Source organism: Pseudoalteromonas sp. MTN2-4, from assembly GCF_042848605.1.
Taxonomy (GTDB): domain Bacteria; phylum Pseudomonadota; class Gammaproteobacteria; order Enterobacterales; family Alteromonadaceae; genus Pseudoalteromonas.
Genome location: NZ_BTGK01000002.1, coordinates 1 through 26531, shown reverse-complemented (window position 1 = coordinate 26531; position 26531 = coordinate 1). Strand labels below are relative to the sequence as shown.

Below are 26531 nucleotides of genomic sequence, written 5' to 3'. Positions count from 1 at the left end.
AACATATAAGTTTATGAAATTGTTTGTTTTTTATAGTTTGTTAATATTAATAATAAATATCGGACGGTCAGTCGGACAGATTTCGGACAGGTGTTAAACTGTCCGCACACATTTGTGGACATGCGTTATGATCAAGACAGCCCTCAAAGCCGTACTTGGAGGGTAAAGTGATTATAGACAATATTATTCAGTGGCTAAGTGATGAGAAATAGAGTGAGACGTGCCCCGAAACCACAAGACAATGCTTATATTCAGGAAGTACTGAGTGCCTTGAAAGCTGACCCTGCAAAAATCGAGATATTAGCGCGAAATTGTGATGAGTATAAGCAACAATTTCATTTGAAGCGGGGGTTTTTAAGGGCGATTGAGCGCCTTGAATGGGTGATCCATGCCAGTAAAGATATCGAGCAATTTGAAAAATCGATACTCGCCGATGACTATATCGGTGAAGTGATCAGACGCTATCCGCTCTTGTTTAAGGGTATAAAGAGTTAAAGGGCTAAGGGTATAAAAGTTAAAAGTATAAAGAGCTAGGTGGATACATAGTTAGCGGTGATATAAGTTAGAGGCTACATTACTTCATGTTTTAACACACCATATGTGAAGCAGTCTGTTGTGCCAGAAGGAAGCATTAAATTATTTCTGAGCCTTCCTTCTCTTTTCATCCCCAGCTTTTCCATGAGTTTCCACGAGGCTATGTTATCGACAGCGCAAATCGCATTAAGTTTGTTAAGTTCGAACTGAGTAAAGACTTCTTTTATTAAAGCGTTAGCGGCTTCAAACGCATAGCCTTTACCTTGATACTTGCCAGCTAATCTATATCCAATTTCACCACATTGATGCTCGACAGAAACAAACTTGAACATCAGCTCACCAAGTAACTGGCGGCTTTCTTTACACTCAATCGCAAGTATTAACCTTTCGCCTTCTTTGCCTTTCCAAGGTAATTGAGCTTGCGCAATCCGCGCTTGTGCATCCGCAAGGGTTGCTGGCTTGCCAATAAAGCGTGAAGTAAATGGATCGCTTCTATGTGCTAATACTGCCTCTAAATCAGAGACTTTAAGTCGACGTATAATCAATCTTTTTGTAGTGAATTCCATTTATCTTTATCTCTCACATAGGGTTAGGTTTAATGATAGTTTTTTCCAGCAAAGCCATAGCATAATTGAGCAAGTTAGTACGATAAGGGGCAATATATGTTGGCTGCTAAATAAAATAACATTAGTCAGCCAAGCTAAGGCCGTGAAAAATAATAACTCTATTGCACCTACTAGCGCATTAGCTGAGCCGGCTTTCTCTGGTTGTAGTAAGCCAATGATGTGCATATAACTTGGAAAATATGCGCCAAACACCATCATGATGAGTGTATAGGCGAACAACATGACTAGTGCACTGATGTGGCTGAATTCAAAAATAAACGCAGCTATTGGCAGAGCAGGCCAGAGCAATTTGACGATTTTCATATAGCTCATACGCTTTTGCATTATTTTTGCTAAAGATGAACCGACTAACAAGCCCGCCATGGGTAACATCATCGCGTAACCAATTTGCTCTGTATTAAACTGAAACTGTGCCTGTAAATAAAAAGGTAAATACAGCTGAATAGTCAAATATAGATAAGTAGGTAACCACTTAAAATTGGCCAGCAAAATTAAATTTTTATCTTGTAACAGGGATTTATAAAGACTCGCAAGTGCGCTAGGGCGTATTGATTGCGCTGCGTTCTTTTCAGATTTAGGTAAAACTACAAATCCTAGCCACAACACCAATGCAAAATGAAGCACCATGATAAAAGACAATCCCTGCCAATTAATAAGTTGCGCGAGTGTGCCTGCAATCATAGGGGAAAGTATTGCAGTGACTGAGGCCGCCATAGCAAGACTTGCCATTGCACTTTTTAATTTCGCGCCAGTTAAATACTGGGCTAATAAAGTTCTACTAATTAAAACCGGCGAAGCTGAGCCTATCCCTTGTAAAACTCGACCTAGCAGAAATTGCCAATTTGACTCCGCAAAGCCGCATATTAACGTGCCTACTACTAAGATGAGTTGTCCAGTGATGAGAATTTTTCGATCACCGTATTTATCTCTTAAAGGCCCAGCTATCAACTGGGTTAGCCCAAGCGTGATGAAGAAACTCACTATCACCGCTTGGCTGGCACTTGAACTTAAAGCCAGTTCTGCTGCTATGTCTGGCAAAACAGGCATATAAAGCTGGCTTGCAAACTGAGAGCAAGACATCAATAGCACCGCTAGAAATACAATCGAAGACATAACTTTTCTTAAAATAATGAATAGGCGAACAAAAATACTGGCTTTTTACTTTCTTAAAAATAGGGTAATAATAAAAATACTAATTCCTAATAGGAAATAATAAATGGATTGGCTATCTGCAGTTAAAAGTTTCGAACTTGTCGCCAAAACTAACAGCTTTACATCGGCTGCCGAGCAGCAAGGTATTTCGGCCTCAGCGGTAAGTAAACGCATTGATTGGCTGGAAAAACAATTAGCAACCAGCTTATTTGTGAGAACCACTCGACAAGTAAGCCTAACCGAATCTGGACAAGGTTTTTTGCAAAATGCTGCACCTTGGCTTGAACAATTTGATGCCATGCTGGAGTCAGTAAAAAGTGCCCATGAAGAGCCACAAGGCGTGCTTAAAGTCGCGGCAACGCAAGCTGTTGGTAGCTCATTGTTAATGCCAAACATAGAACGGTTCTTGCAGAAATATCCAAAAATGTCGGTGCAATTAAACGTGCTTATTCCAGGTAATGATCCTGATTTAAGTCATGACTTAGTAATCACTCGCTATCATGAAGAATTTGACTCAGTGTCACATAAAGGCACACACTTAATTGATTATCAAATGAGTGTGTTTGCTGCACCAAGCTATTTAGAAACACATCCACCAATCAAAACGGTTGAAGATTTAGCACAGCACAAGATGTTGCTCAATAACTATTACCAGCAAAAAGGTGGGATCTTGCTAGAAAACGGCGAGTTCGTTTCTTTTAACAATTATAACTTTGTGTCTGAAAATCTTGATGCAATTTTGAAAGCTGCAATACAAGGCATGGGGTTAATTTTTATTTCTCCAGATTATGTTGAGAGAGAACTTGATATGGGCGTGTTAGTGCCTGTTTTACCTAACGTAAAAAGCAAAGTGAATCGTTTATGGGCGTATTATCCTAAGACGAATTTTACACCTTTGAAAACAAGGTTGTTTATCGATAATTTGAAGCAGCAGATGAAAGGATTTAAGTTATAAAATTGATAGAAGGTTGGTAACCAACCTTCTTTAAGTAAACTTATTTTTTAATTATAACAATTGAATTTTCAATACTACTATCAGTTAGAGAAATCGTTTGAGTACCATCACTATTTAGTAATATTGAGTATATTGAAGGCTTTGTATCACCCGAATTATAATGTAGTTTTTCTTCAAGAATATTAAGACTCTGATCTAGTGTAACGATTGAGACTTGACCATTTTGATTAACAGCAAAAGAAACGTGATTTTGTTCACTTTCGACCAACTTGAACGTACCAGAGACTTCCAGATCAGGAAATAATTGTTGCTTTAATAGTTTACCTTTATTGTCAACAAGCGTGACTACAGCGCTAAAATCATGCATTACTTCAGCACCTACTAGCGCAATAGTACCATTGTTCAGCTCAATTATATCGCTTACCACCATTGCCTCATACGGACTTTGAATATGCCACGAGGCATTAAGGGATAAGTCATCGTTTAAAACCACGATGTAATTATTACCAAATAATAGAATCTTATTATCTTTTCCGGCTTTAAAAAGTTTCGGGTCAATTTGTGAGCCTTGGATATTTGGTAATTGAATTGGATCTGAGATTTCGCTATTCACCACATCTATTGAGTGTAGCTTTGCTACGTTTTGGTGACATTCATTTTCTGAACATTTCCAAAGAAAAGCAACAACATAAACTTTATTGTTAACTTCTATGATTTTCGAGAAGTCATATCTGGCATCATACCCTTCTGGCCTGTATATTTTTTCCCAGACTTTATTACCATCCGGGCTAAGCTTTAATAGGATGGCCTTTTGCGTTTCCCAGTCTTGTCCAATAGCTAAAACACTACCATCCTTAAGAATTGTAAAGTCTGTCAGTCTATCTCTTCCTGCTCCTATGTAGAAAAACTCCCATTCTATCTGACCTTGAGAATCTACTTTAAAAATCCAGTCATCTTCGTCATTTAAATTTGAATTTAAATCAAGAGAGTTAGTGGATGCTAAAGTTACGTAACTTCCATCATTTGTTAATACTGTTTTCTTTAAAGACTCGGATGATACGCCACCAAATGAACGTGTGAAAACTCCAGCCTCAAGTGATACTACTTCGCTATATAATCCAGCAACATCATTTGGATTAACTGTATTTACTCTCCAGTAATAAAGGTTTGGCGCTTTTTCTAGGGTGATTTTGTTTAGCTCAGTCGTTTCAGTTTGTAAGATTGTTCTAAAGTCTTCGAATAGAGAAACTTCTACAGTGTAGCTTTTGGCAAACTCCACTTTGTCCCAGCTAAGTTGTATTTCTTGAAGTTTCTCTTTGGCAGAGCTCACTTGTTGCAGGTTTACAGGCGCCTCTAGCGTTGAATAAGTGACTTCAATAGAAAAAGTTGGTAATTGACTTTTGATAGAACCATCACTGACCGACATCTGAATGTTATTATAAACCGCAGCTTGGGCATTTGTTGGCGTACCAATAAGCTCTCCGGTTGCAGAATCTAAAGTCAGCCATTCTGGTAAGTTTTCGACAGTCACAGTTAATGAATCATTTTCAATATCTGAAATGTCAGGTAAGAATCTGTATTCTTCATTGGCAGTAATATTTAGCGTTGGCATACCATCAATAACAGGCGCATCATTCACTGCTGTAATATCAATTTTGAATGTAACAAGTTTACTTTCAACATTACCTTGGATAAGTTTGAACGAGAACTCGTCTTCGCCATTATAATTTTCTTTAGGCGTATATAAGATGTTTGGATAATCAATTTCTAATGAACCAGAATTAACATCAGACATGAGCTCAAAACGAATTGTTTCGTCGTCTCCAAGTGGACTATTAGATGTGATTTCAATATTCACTGTCTCGTCTTCGGCAAGAGAAATGTCCTGGTTATCAATGACAAAATCAGTAATAAACTGAGATGTATCATCTTTTACATCGTTTTGAGTCTTACTAGAGCTGCCACCACATGCAGTTAACCCTAATAAGGCAACTAAGAGCAATGCTGCCTGATTTGCTTTTTTCACATTAATCCTTACTTGATATTTTTAGGGATTTGATTCGATGGAGTAAACAAAGAAGAAATGCACGTCAATGTGAATAAATCCCTAAATAGATAATTTGACTTAAAAACATCAACTTAACTATAAGTTGATGTTGGTCCAATGTTATCAAATTAGGTAATTTAGCTCAACTTTGGCTTCACTAGCGTTCAGGGTGCTTCTGTTGTGAATTATGCAATTGACTCTTGTTGAAGAATTCTGGTTTTGTGTTAAAGCTCTATTTTTAACTATTTGGAGTTTTTTATTAAATCTTCCAGCTTTCCATTATTAATTATATCAATTTTCCAAAAAAAATAACAACCATATGAAATTATTCTATTTTTTGTTTTTTCTTATGTTGCCCCACCTGGTCAGATGACTGTTTTATGTAAAGTTTTTTGTTCAAAATAAAGCGTTTCTCGATATGGTAAATACACATCTATCTCCATGCGACTTTAGTATATGCCTATGTTAAATATAGAAAATTTCATATAACTTTCATATTTGTGCACTTTTTGTTCGGCTTTAGCTCAGGGGGTTGAATGTTTATTGAGTAGCTGTGTTGCTCAATGTTAAAACTTTGTAATTTTAAATTTATGTTCTAGACTGATTTCGATCCGTTAACGGGTACATCTGTAACTTATAAGTTAATTTAGTTAAAAAAATACAATAAATTTAATCAGGAACAAGTTATGAAGGATTTCAATTTAATGCGAATAGGTTTTAAACCTTCAGCATTGGTTTTAGCGATACTCAGCACCCCAGCTTTTGCCAGTGTTGATTGTACAAATATCCCTCAGTGGGAAGCTGGCAAAGCTTACACTACAGGCATGAAAGCTCAGCAAGACAAAGTAGCTTATGAGTCTAACTGGTGGAATAAAGCCGAACCAAAGCTTCGCTCTGGTCAGTGGCAAGAGTGGACTAAGTTAGGAAGTTGTCAAACAGATGTGCCAGTTAACGAAGCGCCTAAGGTGACTCTATTAAGCCCTGCGAATGGCAATTTGCTGAATGAAAATGACAGCGTTGCCATTTTAGCCGAAGCCAGTGATACCGATGGTCAAGTTAAGCAAGTTGAAGTCTATTTAGACGGTCAATTACTTACTACGCTTAGCGCTGCACCATTTGAGTTTAATTGGACGGCAGTGGTTGGTGAGCATGTATTTTATGCGATTGCACAGGATGATGACGGTGCGCGAACGGAATCGGCACGTCATTCTGTGACAGTTCAGAAGAAATCAAACGAAAATCGCGCACCGGTTGTGAGCTTAGCGGCGACTCTACCATCAGAGTTAGAGGTCGGCTCGCAAGTAACATTTAACCTGAGCGCGTCAGATGCTGACGGTCATGCGGTTACGCAAACACTGACCGTGAATGGCGAAGTGGTTGTAAATAGCACAAAAGGAGCTGAGCAGTATGTTTGGACACCAACAGTTGCAGGCACTTACACATTCACATTGACTGCTAAAGATGAGCTGGGCCTTGCTGCAACACCTGTTGAGCGTGTTTACATCGTGAAAGAAAAAGGTGACCCAATTACAGGCCATGAAAACTGTCGTCCAGCAGGCCTATACCAAGCGCAAGGTGTACAACCTGCTTACTGTGATATTTACGATACAGAAGGCCGCGAGAAAATGGGGGCGGATCACCCACGTCGTGTTATTGGTTACTTCACAAGTTGGAGAAATGGCGCGAACGGTCAACCAAGCTATCTAGTAAAAGACATTCCTTGGGATAAAATCACCCACATAAACTATGCGTTTGCCCACGTCAATGCGGCGAATGAACTAAGTATCGGCGATCCAAATGCAGCCGGTAACGCGGCTACCAACATGACTTGGCCGGGTGTTGAAGGTGCGGAGATGGATCCAAGCTTACCGTATAAAGGTCATTTCAACTTATTAAATAAATACAAAAAGCTACACCCTGATGTGAAGACGATGATCTCTGTTGGTGGTTGGGCTGAAACAGGTGGTTTCTTCGATTCAAATGGTAATCGTGTGAACAGCGGTGGTTTCTATACCATGACTACGAATGCTGATGGCAGTGTAAACCATGCTGGTATCGACACATTCGTAGCAAGTGCGGTTAAATTCATCCGTGAGTATGGCTTTGATGGTGTAGATATTGATTACGAATATCCTTCATCAATGAAAGACTCAGGTCACCCTGATGACTTCCCTATTAGTAATGCCCGTCGTGCAGGCCTAAATGCTTCTTACGATGTGTTAATGCGTAAACTTCGTGAAGCACTAGATGCGGCAAGTGCTGAAGATGACACTCACTATATGCTCACAATTGCATCACCATCTTCTGGTTACTTACTGCGTGGTATGGAAACATTCCAAACAGCTAAATATCTAGATTTTGTGAACATCATGTCTTATGACTTACACGGTGCATGGAACGATCATGTTGGTCATAACGCAGCGCTTTACGATACAGGTAAAGATTCTGAGCTGGCGCAGTGGAATGTGTATGGCACTAAAGAATTTGAAGGTATTGGTTACTTAAATACTGACTGGGCAGCGACTTACTTCAGAGGTGCGTTACCAGCAGGTCGTATCAATATCGGTCTACCTTATTACACCCGTGGTTTTAGAGACGTTCAAGGCGGTGAAAATGGCCTTTGGGGTCGTGCAGCGTTACCAAACCAAGCTGATTGTGCGCCAGGCACAGGTGTTGGTGAGAAGAACAAGTGTGGTAATGGTGCAGTTGGTATCGATAACTTATGGCATGACACTGTTGATGGTATTGAAGTACCAGCAGGTAGTAACCCGCTATGGCACGTTAAAAATCTGCAAAATGGCATCACGCCAAGCTACTTAGGTGTTTATGGTTTAGATCCGGTAAATAACCCTAAAGACAAAATGGTGGGTACTTATACGCGTCATTATGACAGCGTTGCCATTGCGCCTTGGTTATTCAATGCAGAAAAGAAAGTGTTCTTATCGATTGAAGATGAAGAGTCAATGAAGACTAAGCTTGATTATGTGGTCAATAAAGAGCTTGGCGGTGTAATGTTCTGGGAACTTGCAGGTGACTTTGACTACGACACGCAAAAAGGCGAGTACTTCATGGGGAGTACGATGACGCGTCTTGCTTATGACACCTTCAACCAAGCATCAACGCCTTATGGTGCGCATTTAGGTGACGGTGCATTTGTACCAGCAGCCAAAGCGGTTGATATTAAATTTGAGGCGAAGAACTTCCCAGTTGGCGATGATAACTACCCAATTCGTCCAACTTTCGCGTTCACTAACAACTCAGAAATTGATTTATCTGGTGCAACGATTTCATTCAATATTCCAGTATCTACCTCTGCAATCTTTAAGTCAGATTGGAATGCGCAGAAGAAGTTAGGTATCAAGATTGATGCGAATAACTCTAATGCCGCTGGTAATAATATTGGTGGGTTTGAGAATGAATTCCACCGAGCGTCAATCACTCTGACTAATGAGTGGGGTGGTGCAGCTGAATCATTTAAGCCGGGTGAAACCGTGAATGCGCAAGTACTTTACTACATACCTATTACCGGTCCGGTTAACTTCACGATTGAAAAAGATGGTGCCTCGTATGCATTTGCTAGCGAGTATCCAAAACTACCAATCGCGACTAAACCCGATACAGGTAACCCAGGTAACGGTGACCCTGGTACGGGTACGTGTAATGGCGTAGATGTTACCACCATTAACACTTACCCAGATTGGCCACGCACTGACTGGGCGGGTAACCCAAGCCACGCCAATGCAGGTGATTACATCATACACAACCAAGTCGTTTTCCAAGCCAACTGGTGGACATCGAAAGAGCCAGTTGAAGGCGGCGATTGGAAAAAAGTGTGTGCTTTGTAAGTCAAACTTTTAACTAGAAATTATTTAACCAGAAATCTAAGGGGCTGCTTGCCAGCCCCAAGGAACTATCATGAAAAAAATAATGTTATCGGCTATTGCTGTAGCAATGGGCCTGGGGTTTGCTGACTCTGTTTCTGCCCATGGTTACATGGATAGCCCCAAAGCTAGACAGGCAATCTGTGAAGAGCAAGGCGGGTTTTGGTGGCCTAAAGACGGCAGCAATATTCCTAATACAGCGTGCCGTGCAGCTTATCAAGTTAGCGGGCAAGTGCAGTTTATACAGTTACATGAATTTGCAGCCAATGTACCTGATTATTTAAATCAAGCGGCAGTTGAAGCGGCAGTGCCCGACGGTGAGTTATGTTCAGGTGGTGATATAAATAAAATAGGCATCAACACACCCTCTGTTGATTGGCAGCGCACCGTTGTTAAACCTAATGCTAATGGCACCATTAAAATTCGCTACCGCGCAACGACACCTCACAACCCAAGTTTTTGGCAATTTTATATATCTAAACCAAGTGTAGATATTCACGCACAGCCACTAAATTGGGCTGATGTAGAGCTTGTACAAGAGCATGGCAATGTTGAGTTTTTTATGGCGCCTGATGGTAAGCGTTATTACGAAATGGACGTTGCCATTCCAGAGAAATTCAATGGTGAAGCCATTTTATTCAGTCGCTGGCAACGTAATGATGTAGTTGGAGAAGGGTTTTATAACTGTTCTGACATTACCATTGAACGAATAACTGATCCTAACCCAATTGAATGGCATGTGGCAGGTTACTTCATTAAACAAGGGCAAGAAGCCAATGTAGGCGACACAGTTTGGTTGCGTTTATTTGATGTGAACGGTCAAGAGCTTATACAGCAACAATTAAAAGTTGCCGCTGATATGCCAAATTGGCAGCAGCAATTGGCAGAGCAAGTCAGCCTAGACTTTGCCAGTTTAATCCAAATAGGTGTCAAAGACGCACAAGGTAATGTGTTGTTTGATAGTCAAAACCTGCTTTCAAACCAAGTGTTTGTGACTGATAAAAATCACACCTTTAACCTTACAGTGGTTGCAGCACCAAAAAATACACCACCAACAGTGCATACGCCAGACACATTGATACTTGATGAAAATACCAGTGCTCCTCTGCATGTTCATGCCTTTGATGATGAGCAGCAGACCCTTGACTTCTCATGGCAACTGCCAACACCTCTAACATTTACTGGTTCAGGCCCAACCATCACAGTACAAGCGTCAGAAGTGGCTACTGATACAGAATATGCGGGAGAAGTCAGCGTTTCTGATGGCGAGTTTACTAAGACTGTGCCTCTCACCGTTGTCGTAAAAAATGTGCCAGTCACAAACCCTGATGATACATGGCAAAAAGACAAAGCCTATTCAACAGGCGATACCGTTGTGTACTTAGGCAAAAACTATCGAGCGAAATGGTGGGTTAAAGGTGAGGCGCCTGACAGTTCACAAGCTTGGGAGTTGATTGACGCTAATAACGGTAATGAGTGGCAAGCCAACCAAGCTTATAACAGTGGCGATATTGTGACTTTTGAAGGAAAGCAATATCAAGCTCGCTGGTGGACACGAGGTGATACACCAACTGGCAGTAACGTGTGGAAAGCGCTTTAAATAACGAATTATTAATATAACAACCCAAAGGATTTTAAATTGAGCGAGCAAGTTTAAGGCTAAGCGCCAATGCATTAAGGTGCATGGGGTAATGCGGTAAATTTGTGAGTTTAGATTAAGAAACGGCGGGTTTTAACAACAAGTCTGAAGGAACTATAATATGTTTAAACTTCTAACCTCGGCAGTTGCTGTAGCAGCAGCCATGAGCGCAACCAGTGCAATTGCTGCACCGGCAACACCAAGCTTAAATTGGGAACCGCAAAATTACTCGTTTGTCGAAGTCGACTTAGAGGCAATTGGCTCTTATAAAAAGCTGGTAAAAGCCAAGTCAGAAGTACAGATCAATATTCAATGGAATGCATGGTCTGGCTCTGCAGGTAATAGCTATAAAGTGTATTTTGATGAGCAAGTTGTCAACGAAGGTCCTGTTGCTGCAGGTTCAAATGGCGGCACCATCTCATTCCCTTACACTAAGTCTGGCCGTCATGAACTACGCGTAGCACTGTGTGATGAGACAGGCTGTTCTAAGTCTGCGGCAAAACCAATCGTTATCGCTGATACAGACGGTGGTCATTTAGCGCCATTGCCATTAGATTTCGATCCAAATAATAAAACTTACCCAAAACAAACTGACACTGTTGTAGGTGCTTACTTTGTAGAGTGGGGTATCTATGGTCGTAAGTTTGATGTCACTAAAATTCCAGCTGATAACCTAACGCATATTCTATACGGCTTCATTCCAATTTGTGGTGAAAATGCATCTTTGGGTGAGATTGAAAATGGCAACAGCCTACGAGCTCTTAAAACAGCGTGTGCTGATTCACAAGACTACGAAGTGGTTATTCACGATCCATGGGCTGCTATTCAAAAAGCACTACCTGGTGTAGACAGCAAAGATCCAATTCGTGGTACTTATGCACAGTTAATGGCGTTAAAACAGCGTAACCCTGACCTAAAAATATTACCTTCTGTAGGTGGTTGGACGCTATCTGACCCATTCCATGGTTTTACTGTTAAAGCAAATCGTGACGTGTTCGTAAACTCAATGAAAGAGTTCCTAACAACGTGGAAGTTTTATGACGGTATCGACATTGACTGGGAATTCCCAGGTGGCGGTGGTCCAAATGCGAATCTTGGTAGTCCAGAAGATGGCGCGGCATATGTGGCGTTAATGAAAGAGTTACGCGCAATGCTTGATGGCCTTGAAGCTCAAACAGGTCGTAAATATGAGCTTTCTTCAGCGATTGGTACAGGCTACGACAAAATTGAAGACGTAGATTACCAGCAAGCAGCTCAGTACATGGACTACATCTTTGCGATGACTTATGACTTCTTTGGTGGTTGGAACAATGTGACTGGTCACCAAACAGCACTTTATTGTGGTTCTCACATCAGTGCAGGCGAGTGTAATGGCACAGGTGTTGATGACAAAGGCGAACCTCGTAAAGGCCCAGCTTATACTATCGACAATGCAATTAAACTATTACTTCAACAAGGTGTACCGAGCAAGAAGCTAGTAGTTGGTACAGCTATGTATGGTCGTGGTTGGGAAGGTGTTTACCCGCAAAACGCTTCAATTGCAGACAACCCTATGACAGCACCAGGCAACGGTAAGTTAACAGGCACTAAAGCTCAAGGTGTTTGGGAAGCAGGTGTTATCGATTATAAAGGCATTAAGTCTTATATGATTGGTGCAAACGAACAAGGTGTGAATGGCTTTGAAGTGGGCTATGACGACCAAGCTGAGGGTGCATATGTATGGAACCGTAGCACAGGCAAATTAATTACTTACGATAGCCCGCGTTCAGTAAAAGCAAAAGGCCAATATGTTCGTGCTAATGACCTAGGTGGTTTATTCGCATGGGAAATCGACGCTGATAATGGCGATATTCTAAATGCAATGCACGAAGGTTTAGGTGCAAGTGATACACCAGTAGACCGCGCACCTGTTGTTAATGTTGTTTCAGAAGTGAGTGTTGAATCTGGTAAATCAGTATCAATCAGCGCAACAGCAACAGATCCTGAAGGTAAAGCAGTAAGCTTTACTTGGACAGGTGATAGTGCACTTGTATTGACTGCAAATGGCGCAAGTGTAGATGTGGTTGCACCGAGTGTAACGGCTGACAGTGTTTATACAGTAAATCTATCAGTTTCAGATGGTAAAAACGTCGTTGACCGCCAAGTTAAAGTTATGGTGAAAGCGCCAGTTACTGACAACAAAGCACCAGAAGTGGGTGCAGTTACAGATGTAACACTAGACGAAAATACATCTACAGCACTTTCTGTTACAGCGACAGACCCTGAAAACCAAGCATTAACTTACATTTGGGTTGTGCCAGGCCATACAGTTACAGGCTCAGGTAATTCAGTCACTCTAAATGCGGGTGAAGTTACTGCAACTGAAACGGTACAAGGTTCAGTATCTGTCAGTGACGGTGTGAACACGGTAACTCGTACATTTAGCGTAACAGTAAACAATGTCGATGATAACGGTGGTACAACATGGGACGCTAACACTATTTACAACACGGGTGATGTCGTTTTATACAACGGTAAAGAGTATAAAGCTCGCTGGTGGACAAAAGGTGATAACCCTGCAACGAGCAGTGTTTGGGAAGAAGTAATTCCGGATGATGGAACTGTTCGCGCATGGCGTGCTGACCTTGTGTATAACACAGGTGATGTAGTCAGTCATGAAGGTATGCAGTACGAAGCGCAATGGTGGACTCAAGGTCAAGCACCAGGTAGCAGTAGCGTATGGCGTAAGCTTTAATCGTTAATAGCTTTTAAAGCGTTGAAGGCTGGTAGATATAGAGTTAAAGCGCGCTGTATCTGCCAGCATCAATGAAAACGATTAAGTATTAAACAAACATATCTAAGATAAGCGCCTATTCATTCTGTAGATGGTTAATCTTAGGTTGCTAACACTGCAATTCACCTTTTAGCAAGGACGCTTTTTTAAGGGTGATTTGCTTAAAATACTCCTTTAAATCCTCAGAATTGATTCAATTTAAATTTTTACTTCTATTTATATTCAGTTTTCTTTTACATGCTAAATTGCAAATAAGGACCATAAAGCTTTGGCCAACTCTTACGCAATATGACGTAAATATATAATACATAGAATTAGGTTATGGGTTTTAACTGGCAGGTTTGTGGCGCAATAGATAGTTTGGGAACCTTATATCCATTTAAGAAAACGCTCTAGATCGAATAGATGTTCTTATCTTGAGTCTACTTTTGTGTAAATGTTAACAATTGCCGTGTAGGAATAATGTATTAAAACTGGGTTGGTAAATAATAATTAATATCAATTTATTAACAGTTTTGGCTAAGCACCTATTTTCAATACATTTTATAAAATTACTAGTTTATGGTCGAATTTAAACTTAAAGTATTAAAATAATTTATTTTAATGGTATTTTTATATTATTTTTGGCTGGTATGCTCAGTCAGTATCGTAAAGTAATAGTAACGATATTTTTTAGTTTTTAATCAGTTATTTCTTAAGCGTATAACTTAAAGTTAAATTATATCCATTTGTTATATATAGATATTTTAACAAAAGTGTCATCTTTGTTCATTTCTTGACTCATCCTTTATTGCTAATCTCTGCTTTTTTAAATTTCAAGAAAACACAAATGTTAAAGTTTTGTGATTTCAAAATTGTGTTCTAGACTTTTTTTGCCCCTAAAATGGGTAAATAAGTGATTTTCAAGTCATATTATTGTGAAAATAACAACAATTGGAGTCAGGAACAAAATATGAAACATTTCAATTTAGTGCGCAGAGGTTTCAAGCCTTCAGCCTTGGTGCTAGCCATGCTGAGTGCACCTGCTTTTGCCGCCACAGATTGTACAAATATCCCTCTTTGGGAGTCAGGGAAAGTTTACACGGGTGGTCAGCAAGTTCAGCAAGACGATGTTGCTTACAAAGCAAATTGGTGGAATCGCTCTTCACCAAAAGCACGTTCAGGTCAGTGGCAAGAGTGGACTAAGCTCGGTGCTTGTAGCTCTGCTGAGCCAGAAAACCAAGCGCCATCGGTTAAATTACTTAAGCCAGCGGCAGACCTCTCAGTGCAAGAAAACGAAGAAATTACACTCGATTTTAGTGCACAAGACAGAGATGGGGTAATCAAGCATGTTGCGATTTACCACAATGACTCATTGGTCACGGTATTAAGTAATGCGCCATATACTTTCTTTTGGAAAGCCAAAGCGGGTACTCATGAATTTCATGGCGTAGCACTGGACGATGACGGCGCAACTGCGCGCTCAGTTAGTCGTAAGATCACAGTAACAGCTGAGCCACCAAAAGACAAAAACAATGCACCCGTTGCAAAGCTTGCCGCTCAGTTACCAAGCGAATTAGAAGTCGGCAGTGAGATTGTGTTCACGCTGGTAGCCAGTGACTCAGATGGCGACAAGCTTACACAAACGCTCAAACTTAACGGCGAAGTACTTGCAACTAGCACTGAGAATGAACACCAAGTTGTGTGGAAAGCCACCTCGGCTGGACGCCAAGTATTTAGCCTAGTTGCTGAAGACGAACACGGTTTAGCGTCGGACATCATCAGCCGCATCTTTGTGGTGAAAGACACCAATGACGGTGATGTGTCACATGAAGACTGTCGTCCAGCAGGTTTATACCAAACACCGGGTGTGACGTCTGCATACTGTGATATTTACGACACCGAGGGCCGTGAAAAAATGGGTGCCGATCACCCAAGACGTGTGATTGGTTACTTCACAAGCTGGCGTCATGGTAAAAACGGCCAACCAAGTTACCTAGTTGATGATATTCCTTGGGACAAGATCACCCACATTAACTATGCGTTTGCCCATGTGAATGACAAAAACGAAATCAGCATTGGTAACCCAAATGCCGAAGGTAATGCTGCCACTAACATGACTTGGCCGGGTGTTGAAGGTGCAGAAATGGACCCATCTCTGCCATACAAAGGTCACTTTAACTTACTGAGCAAATACAAGAAAAAACACAAGCACGTGAAAACGCTTATCTCAGTAGGTGGTTGGGCTGAAACCGGCGGTTACTTTGACGAAACTGGTAAACGCGTTAACAACGGCGGTTTTTACACCATGACCACCAATGAAGATGGCAGTGTTAACCAAGCTGGTATCGATGCGTTTGTTAAAAGCTCAGTTGAGTTCTTAAGAACCTATGACTTTGATGGTCTAGACGTGGATTATGAATACCCGTCATCAATGAAAGATACAGGTCACCCAGAAGACTTTGCGATCAGTAACGCTCGTCGTGCAGGTTTAAACAACTCTTACCAAGTACTGATGAAAGACCTACGTGAAGCTCTTGATAAAGCCGGTGAGCAAGACGGTAAACATTACATGTTAACCATTGCCGCGCCGTCATCAGGTTACCTACTACGTGGTATGGAAACATTCCAGACGGCTCAGTATTTAGACTTTGTAAACATCATGACCTACGACCTGCACGGTGCATGGAATGATCATGTTGGCCACAATGCGCCACTGTACGATACAGGTAAAGATACAGAGCTGAAAACTTGGAATGTTTATAACACCAAAGAGTTTGGTGGCATCGGTTATCTCAATACTGATTGGGCAGTTAATTACTTCCGCGGCACTATGCCAGCAGGGCGAATCAACATTGGTATTCCTTACTATACCCGTGGCTTTAAAGACGTACGCGGTGGAGAAAATGGCCTGTGGGGTCGTGCACCTTTAGCTAACCAAAACGACTGTCCAAAAGGCACAGGCATTGGTGAAAAGAACAAGTGTGGTAACGGTGCCATTGGTATCGATAACTTATGGCACGACATCGAAAACGGCCAAGAAGTTGCAGCAGGTTCTAACCCACTTTGGCACGCTAAAAACCTAGAGCATGGCATTAACCCAAGCTACCTAGGGGTTTATGGTCTAACGCCTGAGTCAGATCCAGATGATGTGTTTAAAGGTGACTATGTGCGTCATTACGACGACGTTGCTGTGGCACCTTGGTTATACAACGCTGAGAAAAAAGTATTCCTTTCAATGGAAGACACAGAGTCGATGAAAACCAAACTCGACTATGTGGTTGAAAAGGGTCTCGGCGGGGTGATGTTCTGGGAGCTGGCAGGTGACTTTGACTACCACGCAGACAAAGGCGAATACTTCATGGGGTCAACCATGACGTCTTTAGCGTACAACACCTTTAACCAAAGTGGTGTGGCATACAACACTAACCTAGGTGACAACGAGTTTGTTGCGCCAGAAAAAGCTGTCGATATTCGTTTTGTCGCCAAAGACTTCCCGGTTGGTGATCAAAACTACCCAATTCGTCCAACCTTTGCGTTTACCAACAACTCAGAGCTGGATCTGACTGGTGCGACGATTACTTTTAACGTCCCGACTTCGACGTCACCGATTTTTAAATCGAACTGGAATGCACGCAAAAAGCTGGGCATGGCAGTAGAGCATGATGCGTCAAATAGTGCAGGCAATAACATTGGCGGTTTTGAGAATGAATTCCACCGTTTCTCTATCACCTTCAAAAACCAGTGGGGCGGTCAGCTTGAGTCATTTAAACCCGGCGAAACTGTCAATGCGCAAGTGATGTACTACATGCCAATTACAGGACCAGTGAACTTTGTGGTTGAAAAAGACGGTAACAAGTATGCCTTCACCTCTGAATACCCTGAGTTACCTATTGCGACTAAGCCTGACACAGGCAATGGTGGTGGCAGTGATGACAACACCCCGCCAGATGGCAAAACTTGTGAAGGTGTCAATATAAACAACATTAACACCTACCCGAATTGGCCTCGTACAAACTGGGCAGGTCAGCCAAGTCATGCAGTCGGGGGCGATCTTCTGATCCACAACGGTGCAGTTTACAAAGCCAAGTGGTGGACAAACAGCACGCCAAGTGACGGCGGCGCATGGCAAAAAGTATGTAGCCTTTAACCCGTTAGGGTTCCCAACGGGGAGTGGCCGTTAGGCCGCTCCTTTATCAACGTTTTCAACATGAATGATTGGCAGATTGCGACTGAATAGAGTCTGCGACGTTAGCAAAGTCATGTTTAAAACAATTGGAATCGACAATAAAAACGAGTAAACCATGAAAAAACAACTCACCTTATGCGCCGTTGGCGTCGCTTTAGGGGCGGGGCTCATTGGCAAAGTCAATGCGCACGGTTATATGGATTTTCCTAAAGCCAGACAAACGATTTGTCACGAGCAAGGTGGATATTGGTGGCCAGAAGATGGCTCTAATATTCCCAATGCTGCATGTCGTGCAGCGTATTTACAGTCAAAACATGAACCGCTTATTCAGCGCCATGAGTTTGCAGTCAATACCGCTGATTACAACAACCAAAGCGCGGTTGAAGCCAATGTGCCTGACGGCACGCTATGTGCGGCAGGTAATGCCAGCAAGGCGGGTATGAATATTCCTTCTGTAGATTGGCAAAAAACCGAAGTGGTGCCCAATGGCGAAGGCAAAATTAAGATCCGCTACCGCGCAACCACGCCACATAACCCTAGCTTTTGGCAGTTCTATTTAACTAAACCGGGTGTGGACTTTAAAAATAAGCCACTGGCATGGGGCGACTTAGAGCTGGTGCAAGCGCACGGTAATGTTGACTTCTTCATGGCCCCAGATGGTCATCGTTACTACGAGATGGACGTTGCTATACCTGAGCGTTTTGATGGCGATGCTATTTTGTATAGCCGTTGGCAACGTGACGATGTGGTTGGTGAAGGTTTCTACAACTGTAGCGACATCACCATCAAGCGCGATGATGCCTCAACGCCTGCCCCTGATACTTGGTTTGCCTTTGACTACTTTGTAAAGCAAGGGCAAGAAGCACAAAACGGTGACACCATTTGGGCACGTTTATTTGACGAAAATGGCCGAGAGCTTCTTCAAGAAAAGTTCGATGTGACTGCAGCGAATGCCAACCAGTGGCAGGCTGAATTTGCCAACAAGCTGGTATCTGGCTTTGACAGCTTGATCCGCATTGGTGTGCAAAATGCCAGTGGTGAGATTGTATTTGATGCTGAAAACGTCAAGAGTAATCAAGTTTTCTTAAGTAATAAGGCACATAGCTTTAATCTTAAAGTACACAAAAAGCCAACCAATACTGCACCAACTGTGCACACGCCAGCGCCACTGACGCTAGAAGAAGGGCAAAGTAAGCACTTGCATGTGCATGCTTTTGATGACGAGCAAGCAATACTGAACTTTGACTGGCAGCTACCTGCTGCTGTGCGTTTTACAGGTCAAGGTTCAACCATCACAGTGACTGCGCCGCAAGTAGATGCAGACACACGTTTTGACGGCACAGTAACGGTGTCAGACGGCTTCATCAGTAAAACCGTGCCGCTGGTAATTAATGTTACTAACAAAGTAGACAAGCCAGAACCTACACCTACACCACCAACAGGTAAAGACACATGGGATGTAAACAAGGTGTATACCGCGGGTAACACAGCCGTTTATAAAGGCAAAACTTACCGCGCCAAATGGTGGGTACGCGGTCAAGCACCAGACTCTAGCCAAGCTTGGGAATTAGTCCAAAGCGGTGGTGACGACACCAATTCATACAACTCCAACAAAGCCTACCAAGGTGGCGCGATTGTGACTTTTGAAGGTCAGCGTTATCAAGCTCGCTGGTGGACGCGCGGTCAAACACCGGGCCAAAGTTCTGTTTGGAAAAAACTCTAATTATACTCACTAAGGTAAATACAACATGTTTAAATATTTAACCACAGCTGCCGCCGTAGGTGCAGCTTTAGCAAGTGCCGCATCATTTGCCGCGCCATCGACGCCAAGCATTAACTGGAAGCCACAAAAATACTCGTTTGTAGATGTAAACATCTATGGTCGCGGCTCTTACAAGCAGTTAATCCAAGCCAAAGACGTTGTTGACATTCAAATTGAATGGAACGCATGGTCTGGAAAAGGCGGTGATAGCTACAAAGTGTACTTTGACGACAAAGTCGTGAACGAAGGCACTTTATCGGCAGGCACCACAGGTGGCACGATCCGCTTCCCTTATCATAAGTCTGGCCGCCATCAACTGCGCATCGCATTATGTGATTCAAGCGGTTGCTCTATGTCTGCGTCTAAGCCAATTGTTATTGCCGACACTGACGGCGGTCACTTAGAGCCACTTAAGTTAAATGTTGATTCTAACAACAAAAAGTTCGATACCGATCCAAATACCGTGGTAGGTGCTTACTTTGTAGAGTGGGGTATTTATGGTCGTAACTTTGATGTGACTAAGATCCCAGCGGATAACATTACCCACTTATTATATGGCTTTATTCCTGTGTGTGGTCCAAATGACTCACTAGCAGAAATCGAAAATGGTAACAGCTTACGCGCGTTAAAACTGGCATGTGGTAGCTCTAAAGATTATGAAGTGGTTATTCACGACCCGTGGGCGGCAGTACAAAAAGCACTACCGGGTGTAAGCAGTAAAGATCCAATTCGTGGTACTTACGCGCAGCTTATGGCACTTAAAAAGCGCAACCCTGATCTGAAGATTTTACCATCGGTAGGGGGTTGGACACTGTCTGATCCGTTCTTTGACTTTGACAAAAAAGAAAACCGCGACACCTTTGTTAACTCAATGCGCGAGTTCTTAAAAACGTGGAAGTTCTACGACGGTATCGATATCGACTGGGAATTCCCAGGTGGTGATGGTGCTAACCCAGATCTTGGCTCTGATAAAGACGGTGAAGTGTACATCATTCTAATGAAAGAGCTACGTGAGATGCTTGATGAATTAGAAATCGAGATGGATCGTGAGTTTGAATTAACGTCTGCAATTGGTACGGGTTACGACAAAATTGAAGATGTTGACTACAAACAAGCTGCTGAGCACATGGACTATATTTTTGCCATGACTTACGACTTTGCAGGTGGTTGGAACAACGTAACAGGTCACCAAACTGCCATTTACTGTGGCTCTCACATGAGTGCAGACGAGTGTAATGGTACGGGTGTAGACGAAAACGGTGAGCCAAGAAAAGGCCCAGCTTATACCCTAGATAACGCAATCCAATTATTACTTAAGCAAGGAGTGCCAAGTGAGAAGCTAGTTGTTGGTACTGCTATGTATGGCCGTGGTTGGGAAGGGGTTTACCCTCAAAATGCTGAAATTGACGGCAACCCAATGACGGCGCCAGCCAACGGTAAACTTCGTGGCTCAACGTCACAAGGTGTGTGGGAAGCAGGTGTTATCGATTATAAAGGCTTAAAAGCACATATGATCGGTAAAGACGAGCAAGGTATTAATGGTTTTGAAGTAGGTTACGATGAACAAGCAGAAGCCGCATACGTTTGGAACCGTCAGAAGGGCACATTGGTTACTTATGATAGCCCTCGCTCTGTGCGTGCTAAAGGTCGTTATGTACGTGAGCATAATTTAGCTGGTTTATTTGCATGGGAAATCGATGCAGATAACGGCGATATCTTAAACGCTATGCACGAAGGCTTAGCGGGAGAGGTTGTGCCACCTAAGCCGAAAAACAAAGCCCCAATTGTGACGCTTGTTGAGCAGATCACTCTAAATGCGGGTGATGTTCATGTTCTAGCTGCTACTGCCACAGATCCAGAAGGGAAAGCTTTGACCTTTAACTGGCAAGGTGACGCAGCGCTTAATCTTCAGACAGAAAATGACAGCGTAATCATCGCGGCACCTAAAGTAACCACTGACTCAGTTTACACCGTTAACCTAAGTGTAAGCGATGGCGTTAACACGGTTAATCGTTCAGTAAAAGTGACTGTAAAAGCCCCAGTTGTTGAAAACAAAGCACCTGTTGTGGGCTCAGTTGCAGCGGTAACTTTAGACGAAAACACGTCAAAAACACTGAGCGTAACGGCCAATGATCCTGAGGGCAAAGCGCTGTCTTATACATGGCGTGTACCGGGCCACACTGTGGTTGGTAATGGTGCAAATGTGGCACTTAAAGCGGGCGAAGTGGCTAAAACCACCACTGTAAAAGGCAGTGTTGCAGTGACTGATGGCAAGCACACAGTGACACGCGAATTCAACGTAACAATTAATAACGTTGAAGTAACTGAGCCAACACCACCGGGTAACGATGACACAACATGGGATCCGAACAAGGTTTACACAGGCGGTAACACGGTTAAGTACAAAGGCGTTGAGTATCGTGCTCGTTGGTGGACCAAAGGTGCAATACCAAGCAATGGCGGTGTATGGGCCGAGATCATCCCAGATGACGGCAAAGTACGCGCATGGCGTAGCGACCTAGTTTATACCGGTGGCGATAAAGTTGAGCATAACGGCGAAACTTACCAAGCTCGCTGGTGGACGCGCGGTCAAACTCCAGGCAACGGCGGCGTATGGCGCAAGCTTTAACCTTCATAAATCAATAATCAAAACCAAGTTCATTCTAGGTGCATGGACGCACCTAAATAACCTGATCTCAGGTTAAGTAATAAAGATATAAAAGAGAATAAAAATGTTAAAAGTGAGTAAGGTGGCCTTTTTTGTGGCTGCGAGCATGGGTGCAAGTGCATTAACCAGCGTTACTGCAATGGCCAGTGAGCCGGTAAGTCTTCATAACAACAAACAGTTAAAAAACAGCTTAAAGTCTCAGTTATCACAAAATGATAGCTTTTTTAGAGTAGCAAGCTCGTCGTCTCAGAGCGATTTTGAATTTAGAACACATACAAAGTCTGCTGATGGTAAACATTTGCGCCGCAGCCAATATTATAAAGGTGTGCGTGTTTATGGTGGTGAAATTGTCACTCACCATGAAGAGAAAAATGTGTTCAGTGCTTGGTTTCAAACTGAGGGCGAAATAAAGTCTATTAGTGGCTCGGTGATCACAAAGCCAAGCATAGATACAGTTATTCCGAGCATAGATGCCGACAAGGCAATCGCGTTTGCTAAAGAGCAAATTAAAGCACTTATTTCATCATCTGATGAGCACGCTGAGCTGATTATCTTCCCACATAACGGTGAACTGAAACTGGCTTACTTAGTCTCTATTTTGGCTGAAACACAAGATGCACCAACGCGCCCAGAGTTTACTATTGATGCGCATTCGGGTGCGGTATTAAATCGCATTGAAACCTTGCACCACACCAGAGTGGGCTCAGGACCCGGCGGTAATGAAAAGAGCGGCCTACATCACTATGGTACCGATAAACCCCATTTTCATGCAAAAGAGTTAGGCAATGGCCAATGTGAGATGTCGCACACAGATATTCGTGTTATTGACATGGAGCACGGCACGACAAATACAGAAACGTTTCAGTTCCCTTGCTATGAAAACACCCATAAAAGCGTGAATGGTGCGTATTCACCACTCAATGACGCTATGTATTATGGCCAAGCCACCATAGAACTATTTAAAGATTGGTTTGATAGTCGCGCCCTAACTGGTGATTTGGTGATGCGTATTCATTATCGTGAAGATTATTTGAATGCCTTTTGGAATGGTAAAGAGGTGACCTTTGGTGATGGTGACTTAGCTAATTATGGCGTTTACCCATTTACTTCATTGGGCGTTGTTGCCCACGAAATAGGCCACGGCGTTACCCATCAAAACTCAAAGTTGGTTTATAGCAATATGTCGGGCGGTGTGAATGAAGCCTTTTCTGATATGACCTCAGAAGCGCTGGAATGTTACATGAACCAAAAACCGGATGGCAGCTGTGAAGTTGACTGGTTAATTGGAGCAAGTATTTTCAAAAATCGTACTGCACTGCGTTATATGGCGAACCCTGAAAAAGATGGTCATTCAATTGGTCATGCAGATAAATTCACACCTGGCATGGGTGTTCATAGTAGTTCAGGTGTGTTTAATAAAGCTTTCTATTTATTAGCAAATACGCCTAACTGGGGTGTAAAAAAAGCTTATGAAGTGATGTACAACGCGAACAAAAACTTCTGGGTATATAACGGTAACTTTGAATCACTTGCCTGTGGCGTAACCGCATCTGCAAAAGACTTAGGGTATGACATAAAAGCCATTGGTGAAGCCTTTAAGCAAGTGGGTGTTTTTGCTTGTACTGAAAACAAAGCGCCAACGATATCCCTGACTAGCCCTAACGTAAACGAGCGTTTTATTGTGGGCACCGGCGTGACCATTACTGCAAATGCACAAGACGATTATGGTCGTGTTGAAAAAGTAGAGTTTTTTGTAAACGGTCAACTACATGCAACTGACACACAAGCACCATTCGAAACCAAGTTTACATCAAACAATACCGGTCAATTCGTGGTTGCGGCTCGTGCAACAGACAACGATGGCGCTAAGGCAGATGCGCAAACGGTTAGCTTTACTCTAATCGATCCGAGTCAATGTAACACTGCACCTTGGCAGGGCGGTCGCGTATATACGTCGGGCCAAAAAGTCTCATTTGATGGCTTTGAATACGAAGCCAAGTGGTGGAACCGTGACCGAAATCCGGGTAGCAACTCAGGGTCATGGGGCGTATGGAAAAAAGGCCTAGAGTGTGGCGGCGTTTCTGACAAGCCAAATCAAGCGCCGAGCGTTCAATTCATCAGCCCGCTAAATAATACTGAGGTTGAACAAGGGCAAAGCGTTAACTTTAACCTCGATGCAAAAGACAGTGACGGCGATGTTAAGTTGATTGAAGTAACCATTAACGGCCAGTTGCTAACTCGTCTAAATAGCGCACCTTATCAATTTAATTGGAAAGCAAACAAAGCCGGTAGCTACCGCTTTAGCGCCATGGCAAAAGACGACAAAGGTGCAACGACAACAGCCAAAGCAGTCACAGTTCTCGTAAATGAGAACAAGGAGCCAACACCAACGGCACCAGAAGTGACATTATTGTCACCAAGCCAAGGCCAAACGGTAAAACTTGGTGAGCGTTTATCACTCACTGTTAGCACAAATGACAAAGATGGCGACCTTAAACAAGTTGCTTACTTTGTGAATGGCAAACAAGTGAGTGTAAGTACACAAGCGCCTTACGCGGTAAGCTTCACAGCCAACCAATTAGGTAATGTGAGCATTTACGCTGTGGCGACTGATGCAACGGGGTTAAGCACACAGTCAAAGGCAAACACCATAAAAGTGGTTGATAGCAGTAGTGATTGTGCAGTAGCACAGTGGAGCAATAACAAGGTGTATACCGCGGGTAATAAAGCGAGCTTAAACGGTGAGCTATATGAAGCCAAGTGGTGGACGCGTGGTCAAAACCCAGCTCAATACTCAAGCCAATGGGCGGTTTGGAAAAAGTTAGGCGCGTGTAACTAAGCTTTACAGCGAGTACAAATAACCTTTTTCAACTGAGTTTATTTTGGCCCGTGTTGGGCAAGCGCAACGGACTGCGCTTTTTTCAATATAATTTGTATTGAATTAACTCGCCCACACTTTATTTAAATATTTCAATTAATGATTAAACCAATTAGCCACAGTTAGATTATTTCGGGAACGATAAATGTGACATCGGGCTTACCACACCTTGACCGCCTTGTTGAATAACATGGGTATAAATTTGCGTTGTTCTAACATCGCTATGACCAAGTTGCGCTTGAACGGTTCGTATATCAGCACCACTTTGTAATAGATGAGTTGCAAAAGAGTGACGCAGAGTATGTGGCGTTACTGCTTTGGTGATACCTGCTAGTTGTGCGGCTTTTTTTACTGCTCTTTGCACTTGCTTTTCATCAACATGATGACGCCTAAATTGCTTTGTCTCGGGATCAAGGCTGAGTTTTGATGATGGAAATAAATATTGCCAGTTAAGTTTTTTATTTTGACCTCTATATTTGTCACGTAATCGATGCGGCATCCATACCCCATCGAATAATGGGTTCTTTAAATCGAGCATTAAATGGCTTTGCACTTGTTGAATTTGTGCAGTTAAGAGAGGTACTAACTCCTTGGCTAAGGTGACAACCCGATTTTTGCCTCCTTTGCCATCCCAGATACGAATACAGTGATAGTCGAAGTCGATATCTTGTACTCTTAAACGCATAGTTTCCATAAGCCTTAATCCACTGCCATAAAGCAAGGCACAAGATAAATAATGACGCGTATTACACATTTTAAATAGCGTCGCGACTTCCTCTTTTGTAAGCACGACAGGCAATTTTCGAGCTCTTTGGCTTTTATTAAAGTTTAGATCTAAAGAAAGTGGGGCACTTAAAATATCTTTATATAAGTAGGCCAGCGCATTTAACGCCTGAGATTGCGTACCTTGCGCAACATTTTGCTGATTTGCAAGGTGACTTAAAAATAGCTCAACTTCCATATTTCCCATCACACTGGGGTGACGCATATCATGAAAACGAATATATGCTGCAATCCATCTTAAATATGACTCGATGGTTCTTTTTGCATAGCGGCGAAGATACATATGCTCTTGCACCATGGTTAGAAAAGGCGATTTCATAGGTAAAAATAGTTTTAAAGGTGTACTGTTTATATAGACAGTAGTTTGCAATTTGTCCAATAACATTATTACGCCGCGTTTTGTCCAATTTTCACAACTGAATAAAATTGGACATTCTAAACTCATGTTTACAATGAACTTTTCTTGTGTGAATATTGGGACACGTAATATAGCCCGTTTTGTCGGTTTTTATTCAGGCATTTTGGGAGAGAATAAGCTGTTAAGTGTCAAATCTATGATAATTCGACTTTTATCGATATTACTGATCTTACTTTTCATAGGGTGTACCAATGTGGATCTGAAAGATCCGAAGATTCAGAGTAAAGAATATAGTGATGAAGAAAAC

The 26531-nt window shown here is 42.4% G+C and carries 13 protein-coding genes; 9 read left to right on the top strand and 4 right to left on the bottom strand.

The annotated features are described in order from the left end of the window. The first annotated feature begins 201 nt into the window (after positions 1-201). Positions 202-495: a hypothetical protein gene (locus ACGHEH_RS05160; protein ID WP_390442466.1), complete on the top strand. Its 294-nt coding sequence runs from the start codon at positions 202-204 to the stop codon at positions 493-495. A gap of 74 nt (positions 496-569) precedes the next feature. Here the strand turns inward: ACGHEH_RS05160 and ACGHEH_RS05155 are convergent, their stop codons facing one another. Next, positions 570-1100 (bottom strand): GNAT family N-acetyltransferase, encoded by a 531-nt coding sequence (locus ACGHEH_RS05155; RefSeq protein ID WP_390442464.1) that lies wholly within the window; start codon positions 1098-1100, stop codon positions 570-572. Between the two features lie 6 nt (positions 1101-1106). After that, positions 1107-2273 carry an MFS transporter gene (locus tag ACGHEH_RS05150; protein ID WP_390442461.1) on the bottom strand — a complete coding sequence of 389 codons (1167 nt, stop codon included), beginning with the start codon at positions 2271-2273 and terminating at the stop codon, positions 1107-1109. 103 nt (positions 2274-2376) lie between these two features. On the opposite strand from ACGHEH_RS05150, the gene ACGHEH_RS05145 reads away from it, so the two are divergent. After that, a complete protein-coding gene (locus tag ACGHEH_RS05145; protein ID WP_390442458.1) occupies positions 2377-3267 on the top strand; it encodes a LysR family transcriptional regulator in 891 nt (296 codons plus the stop codon). Positions 3268-3307: 40 nt separating this feature from the next. Here the strand turns inward: ACGHEH_RS05145 and ACGHEH_RS05140 are convergent, their stop codons facing one another. Continuing rightward, complete coding sequence (locus tag ACGHEH_RS05140; RefSeq protein ID WP_390442456.1) at positions 3308-5293, bottom strand: putative Ig domain-containing protein; 1986 nt, start codon at positions 5291-5293, stop codon at positions 3308-3310. A 707-nt stretch (positions 5294-6000) separates the two neighbouring features. Here ACGHEH_RS05140 and ACGHEH_RS05135 point away from each other — a divergent pair. The 7 genes from ACGHEH_RS05135 (at position 6001) to ACGHEH_RS05105 (ending at position 25044) form a co-directional block, all read left to right on the top strand. Next, positions 6001-9159, top strand: a complete 3159-nt coding sequence (locus tag ACGHEH_RS05135) for a glycosyl hydrolase family 18 protein (protein ID WP_390442453.1) — start codon at positions 6001-6003, stop codon at positions 9157-9159. Between the two features lie 70 nt (positions 9160-9229). Further along, positions 9230-10795 carry a lytic polysaccharide monooxygenase gene (locus ACGHEH_RS05130; protein ID WP_390442450.1) on the top strand — a complete coding sequence of 522 codons (1566 nt, stop codon included), beginning with the start codon at positions 9230-9232 and terminating at the stop codon, positions 10793-10795. 160 nt (positions 10796-10955) lie between these two features. Further along, positions 10956-13568: a glycosyl hydrolase family 18 protein gene (locus ACGHEH_RS05125; protein ID WP_390442448.1), complete on the top strand. Its 2613-nt coding sequence runs from the start codon at positions 10956-10958 to the stop codon at positions 13566-13568. A 991-nt stretch (positions 13569-14559) separates the two neighbouring features. After that, on the top strand, positions 14560-17736 hold the full coding sequence (locus tag ACGHEH_RS05120; protein WP_390442446.1) for a glycosyl hydrolase family 18 protein: 3177 nt from the start codon (positions 14560-14562) through the stop codon (positions 17734-17736). 154 nt (positions 17737-17890) lie between these two features. Continuing rightward, entirely contained in the window at positions 17891-19498 is a 1608-nt protein-coding gene (locus tag ACGHEH_RS05115) for a lytic polysaccharide monooxygenase (protein ID WP_390442443.1), read from the top strand. A gap of 25 nt (positions 19499-19523) precedes the next feature. Next, the gene (locus ACGHEH_RS05110; protein ID WP_390442441.1) at positions 19524-22166 is read left to right on the top strand and encodes a glycosyl hydrolase family 18 protein; all 2643 of its coding nucleotides are present in this window, start codon (positions 19524-19526) and stop codon (positions 22164-22166) included. 103 nt (positions 22167-22269) lie between these two features. Next, complete coding sequence (locus ACGHEH_RS05105) at positions 22270-25044, top strand: Ig-like domain-containing protein (protein WP_390442439.1); 2775 nt, start codon at positions 22270-22272, stop codon at positions 25042-25044. 166 nt (positions 25045-25210) lie between these two features. Here ACGHEH_RS05105 and ACGHEH_RS05100 read toward each other — a convergent pair whose 3' ends face one another. Next, positions 25211-26185: an integron integrase gene (locus ACGHEH_RS05100; protein ID WP_390444135.1), complete on the bottom strand. Its 975-nt coding sequence runs from the start codon at positions 26183-26185 to the stop codon at positions 25211-25213. Positions 26186-26531: the final 346 nt, after the last annotated feature.

Coding starts and splice junctions, on each gene's coding strand:
- ACGHEH_RS05135 (WP_390442453.1), top strand. CDS start 6,001: ATGAAGGATTTCAATTTAATGCGAATAGGTTTTAAACCTTCAGCATTG.
- ACGHEH_RS05150 (WP_390442461.1), bottom strand. CDS start 2,273: ATGTCTTCGATTGTATTTCTAGCGGTGCTATTGATGTCTTGCTCTCAG.
- ACGHEH_RS05155 (WP_390442464.1), bottom strand. CDS start 1,100: ATGGAATTCACTACAAAAAGATTGATTATACGTCGACTTAAAGTCTCT.
- ACGHEH_RS05160 (WP_390442466.1), top strand. CDS start 202: ATGAGAAATAGAGTGAGACGTGCCCCGAAACCACAAGACAATGCTTAT.
- ACGHEH_RS05100 (WP_390444135.1), bottom strand. CDS start 26,185: ATGAAATCGCCTTTTCTAACCATGGTGCAAGAGCATATGTATCTTCGC.
- ACGHEH_RS05130 (WP_390442450.1), top strand. CDS start 9,230: ATGAAAAAAATAATGTTATCGGCTATTGCTGTAGCAATGGGCCTGGGG.
- ACGHEH_RS05120 (WP_390442446.1), top strand. CDS start 14,560: ATGAAACATTTCAATTTAGTGCGCAGAGGTTTCAAGCCTTCAGCCTTG.
- ACGHEH_RS05105 (WP_390442439.1), top strand. CDS start 22,270: ATGTTAAAAGTGAGTAAGGTGGCCTTTTTTGTGGCTGCGAGCATGGGT.
- ACGHEH_RS05115 (WP_390442443.1), top strand. CDS start 17,891: ATGAAAAAACAACTCACCTTATGCGCCGTTGGCGTCGCTTTAGGGGCG.
- ACGHEH_RS05110 (WP_390442441.1), top strand. CDS start 19,524: ATGTTTAAATATTTAACCACAGCTGCCGCCGTAGGTGCAGCTTTAGCA.
- ACGHEH_RS05145 (WP_390442458.1), top strand. CDS start 2,377: ATGGATTGGCTATCTGCAGTTAAAAGTTTCGAACTTGTCGCCAAAACT.
- ACGHEH_RS05125 (WP_390442448.1), top strand. CDS start 10,956: ATGTTTAAACTTCTAACCTCGGCAGTTGCTGTAGCAGCAGCCATGAGC.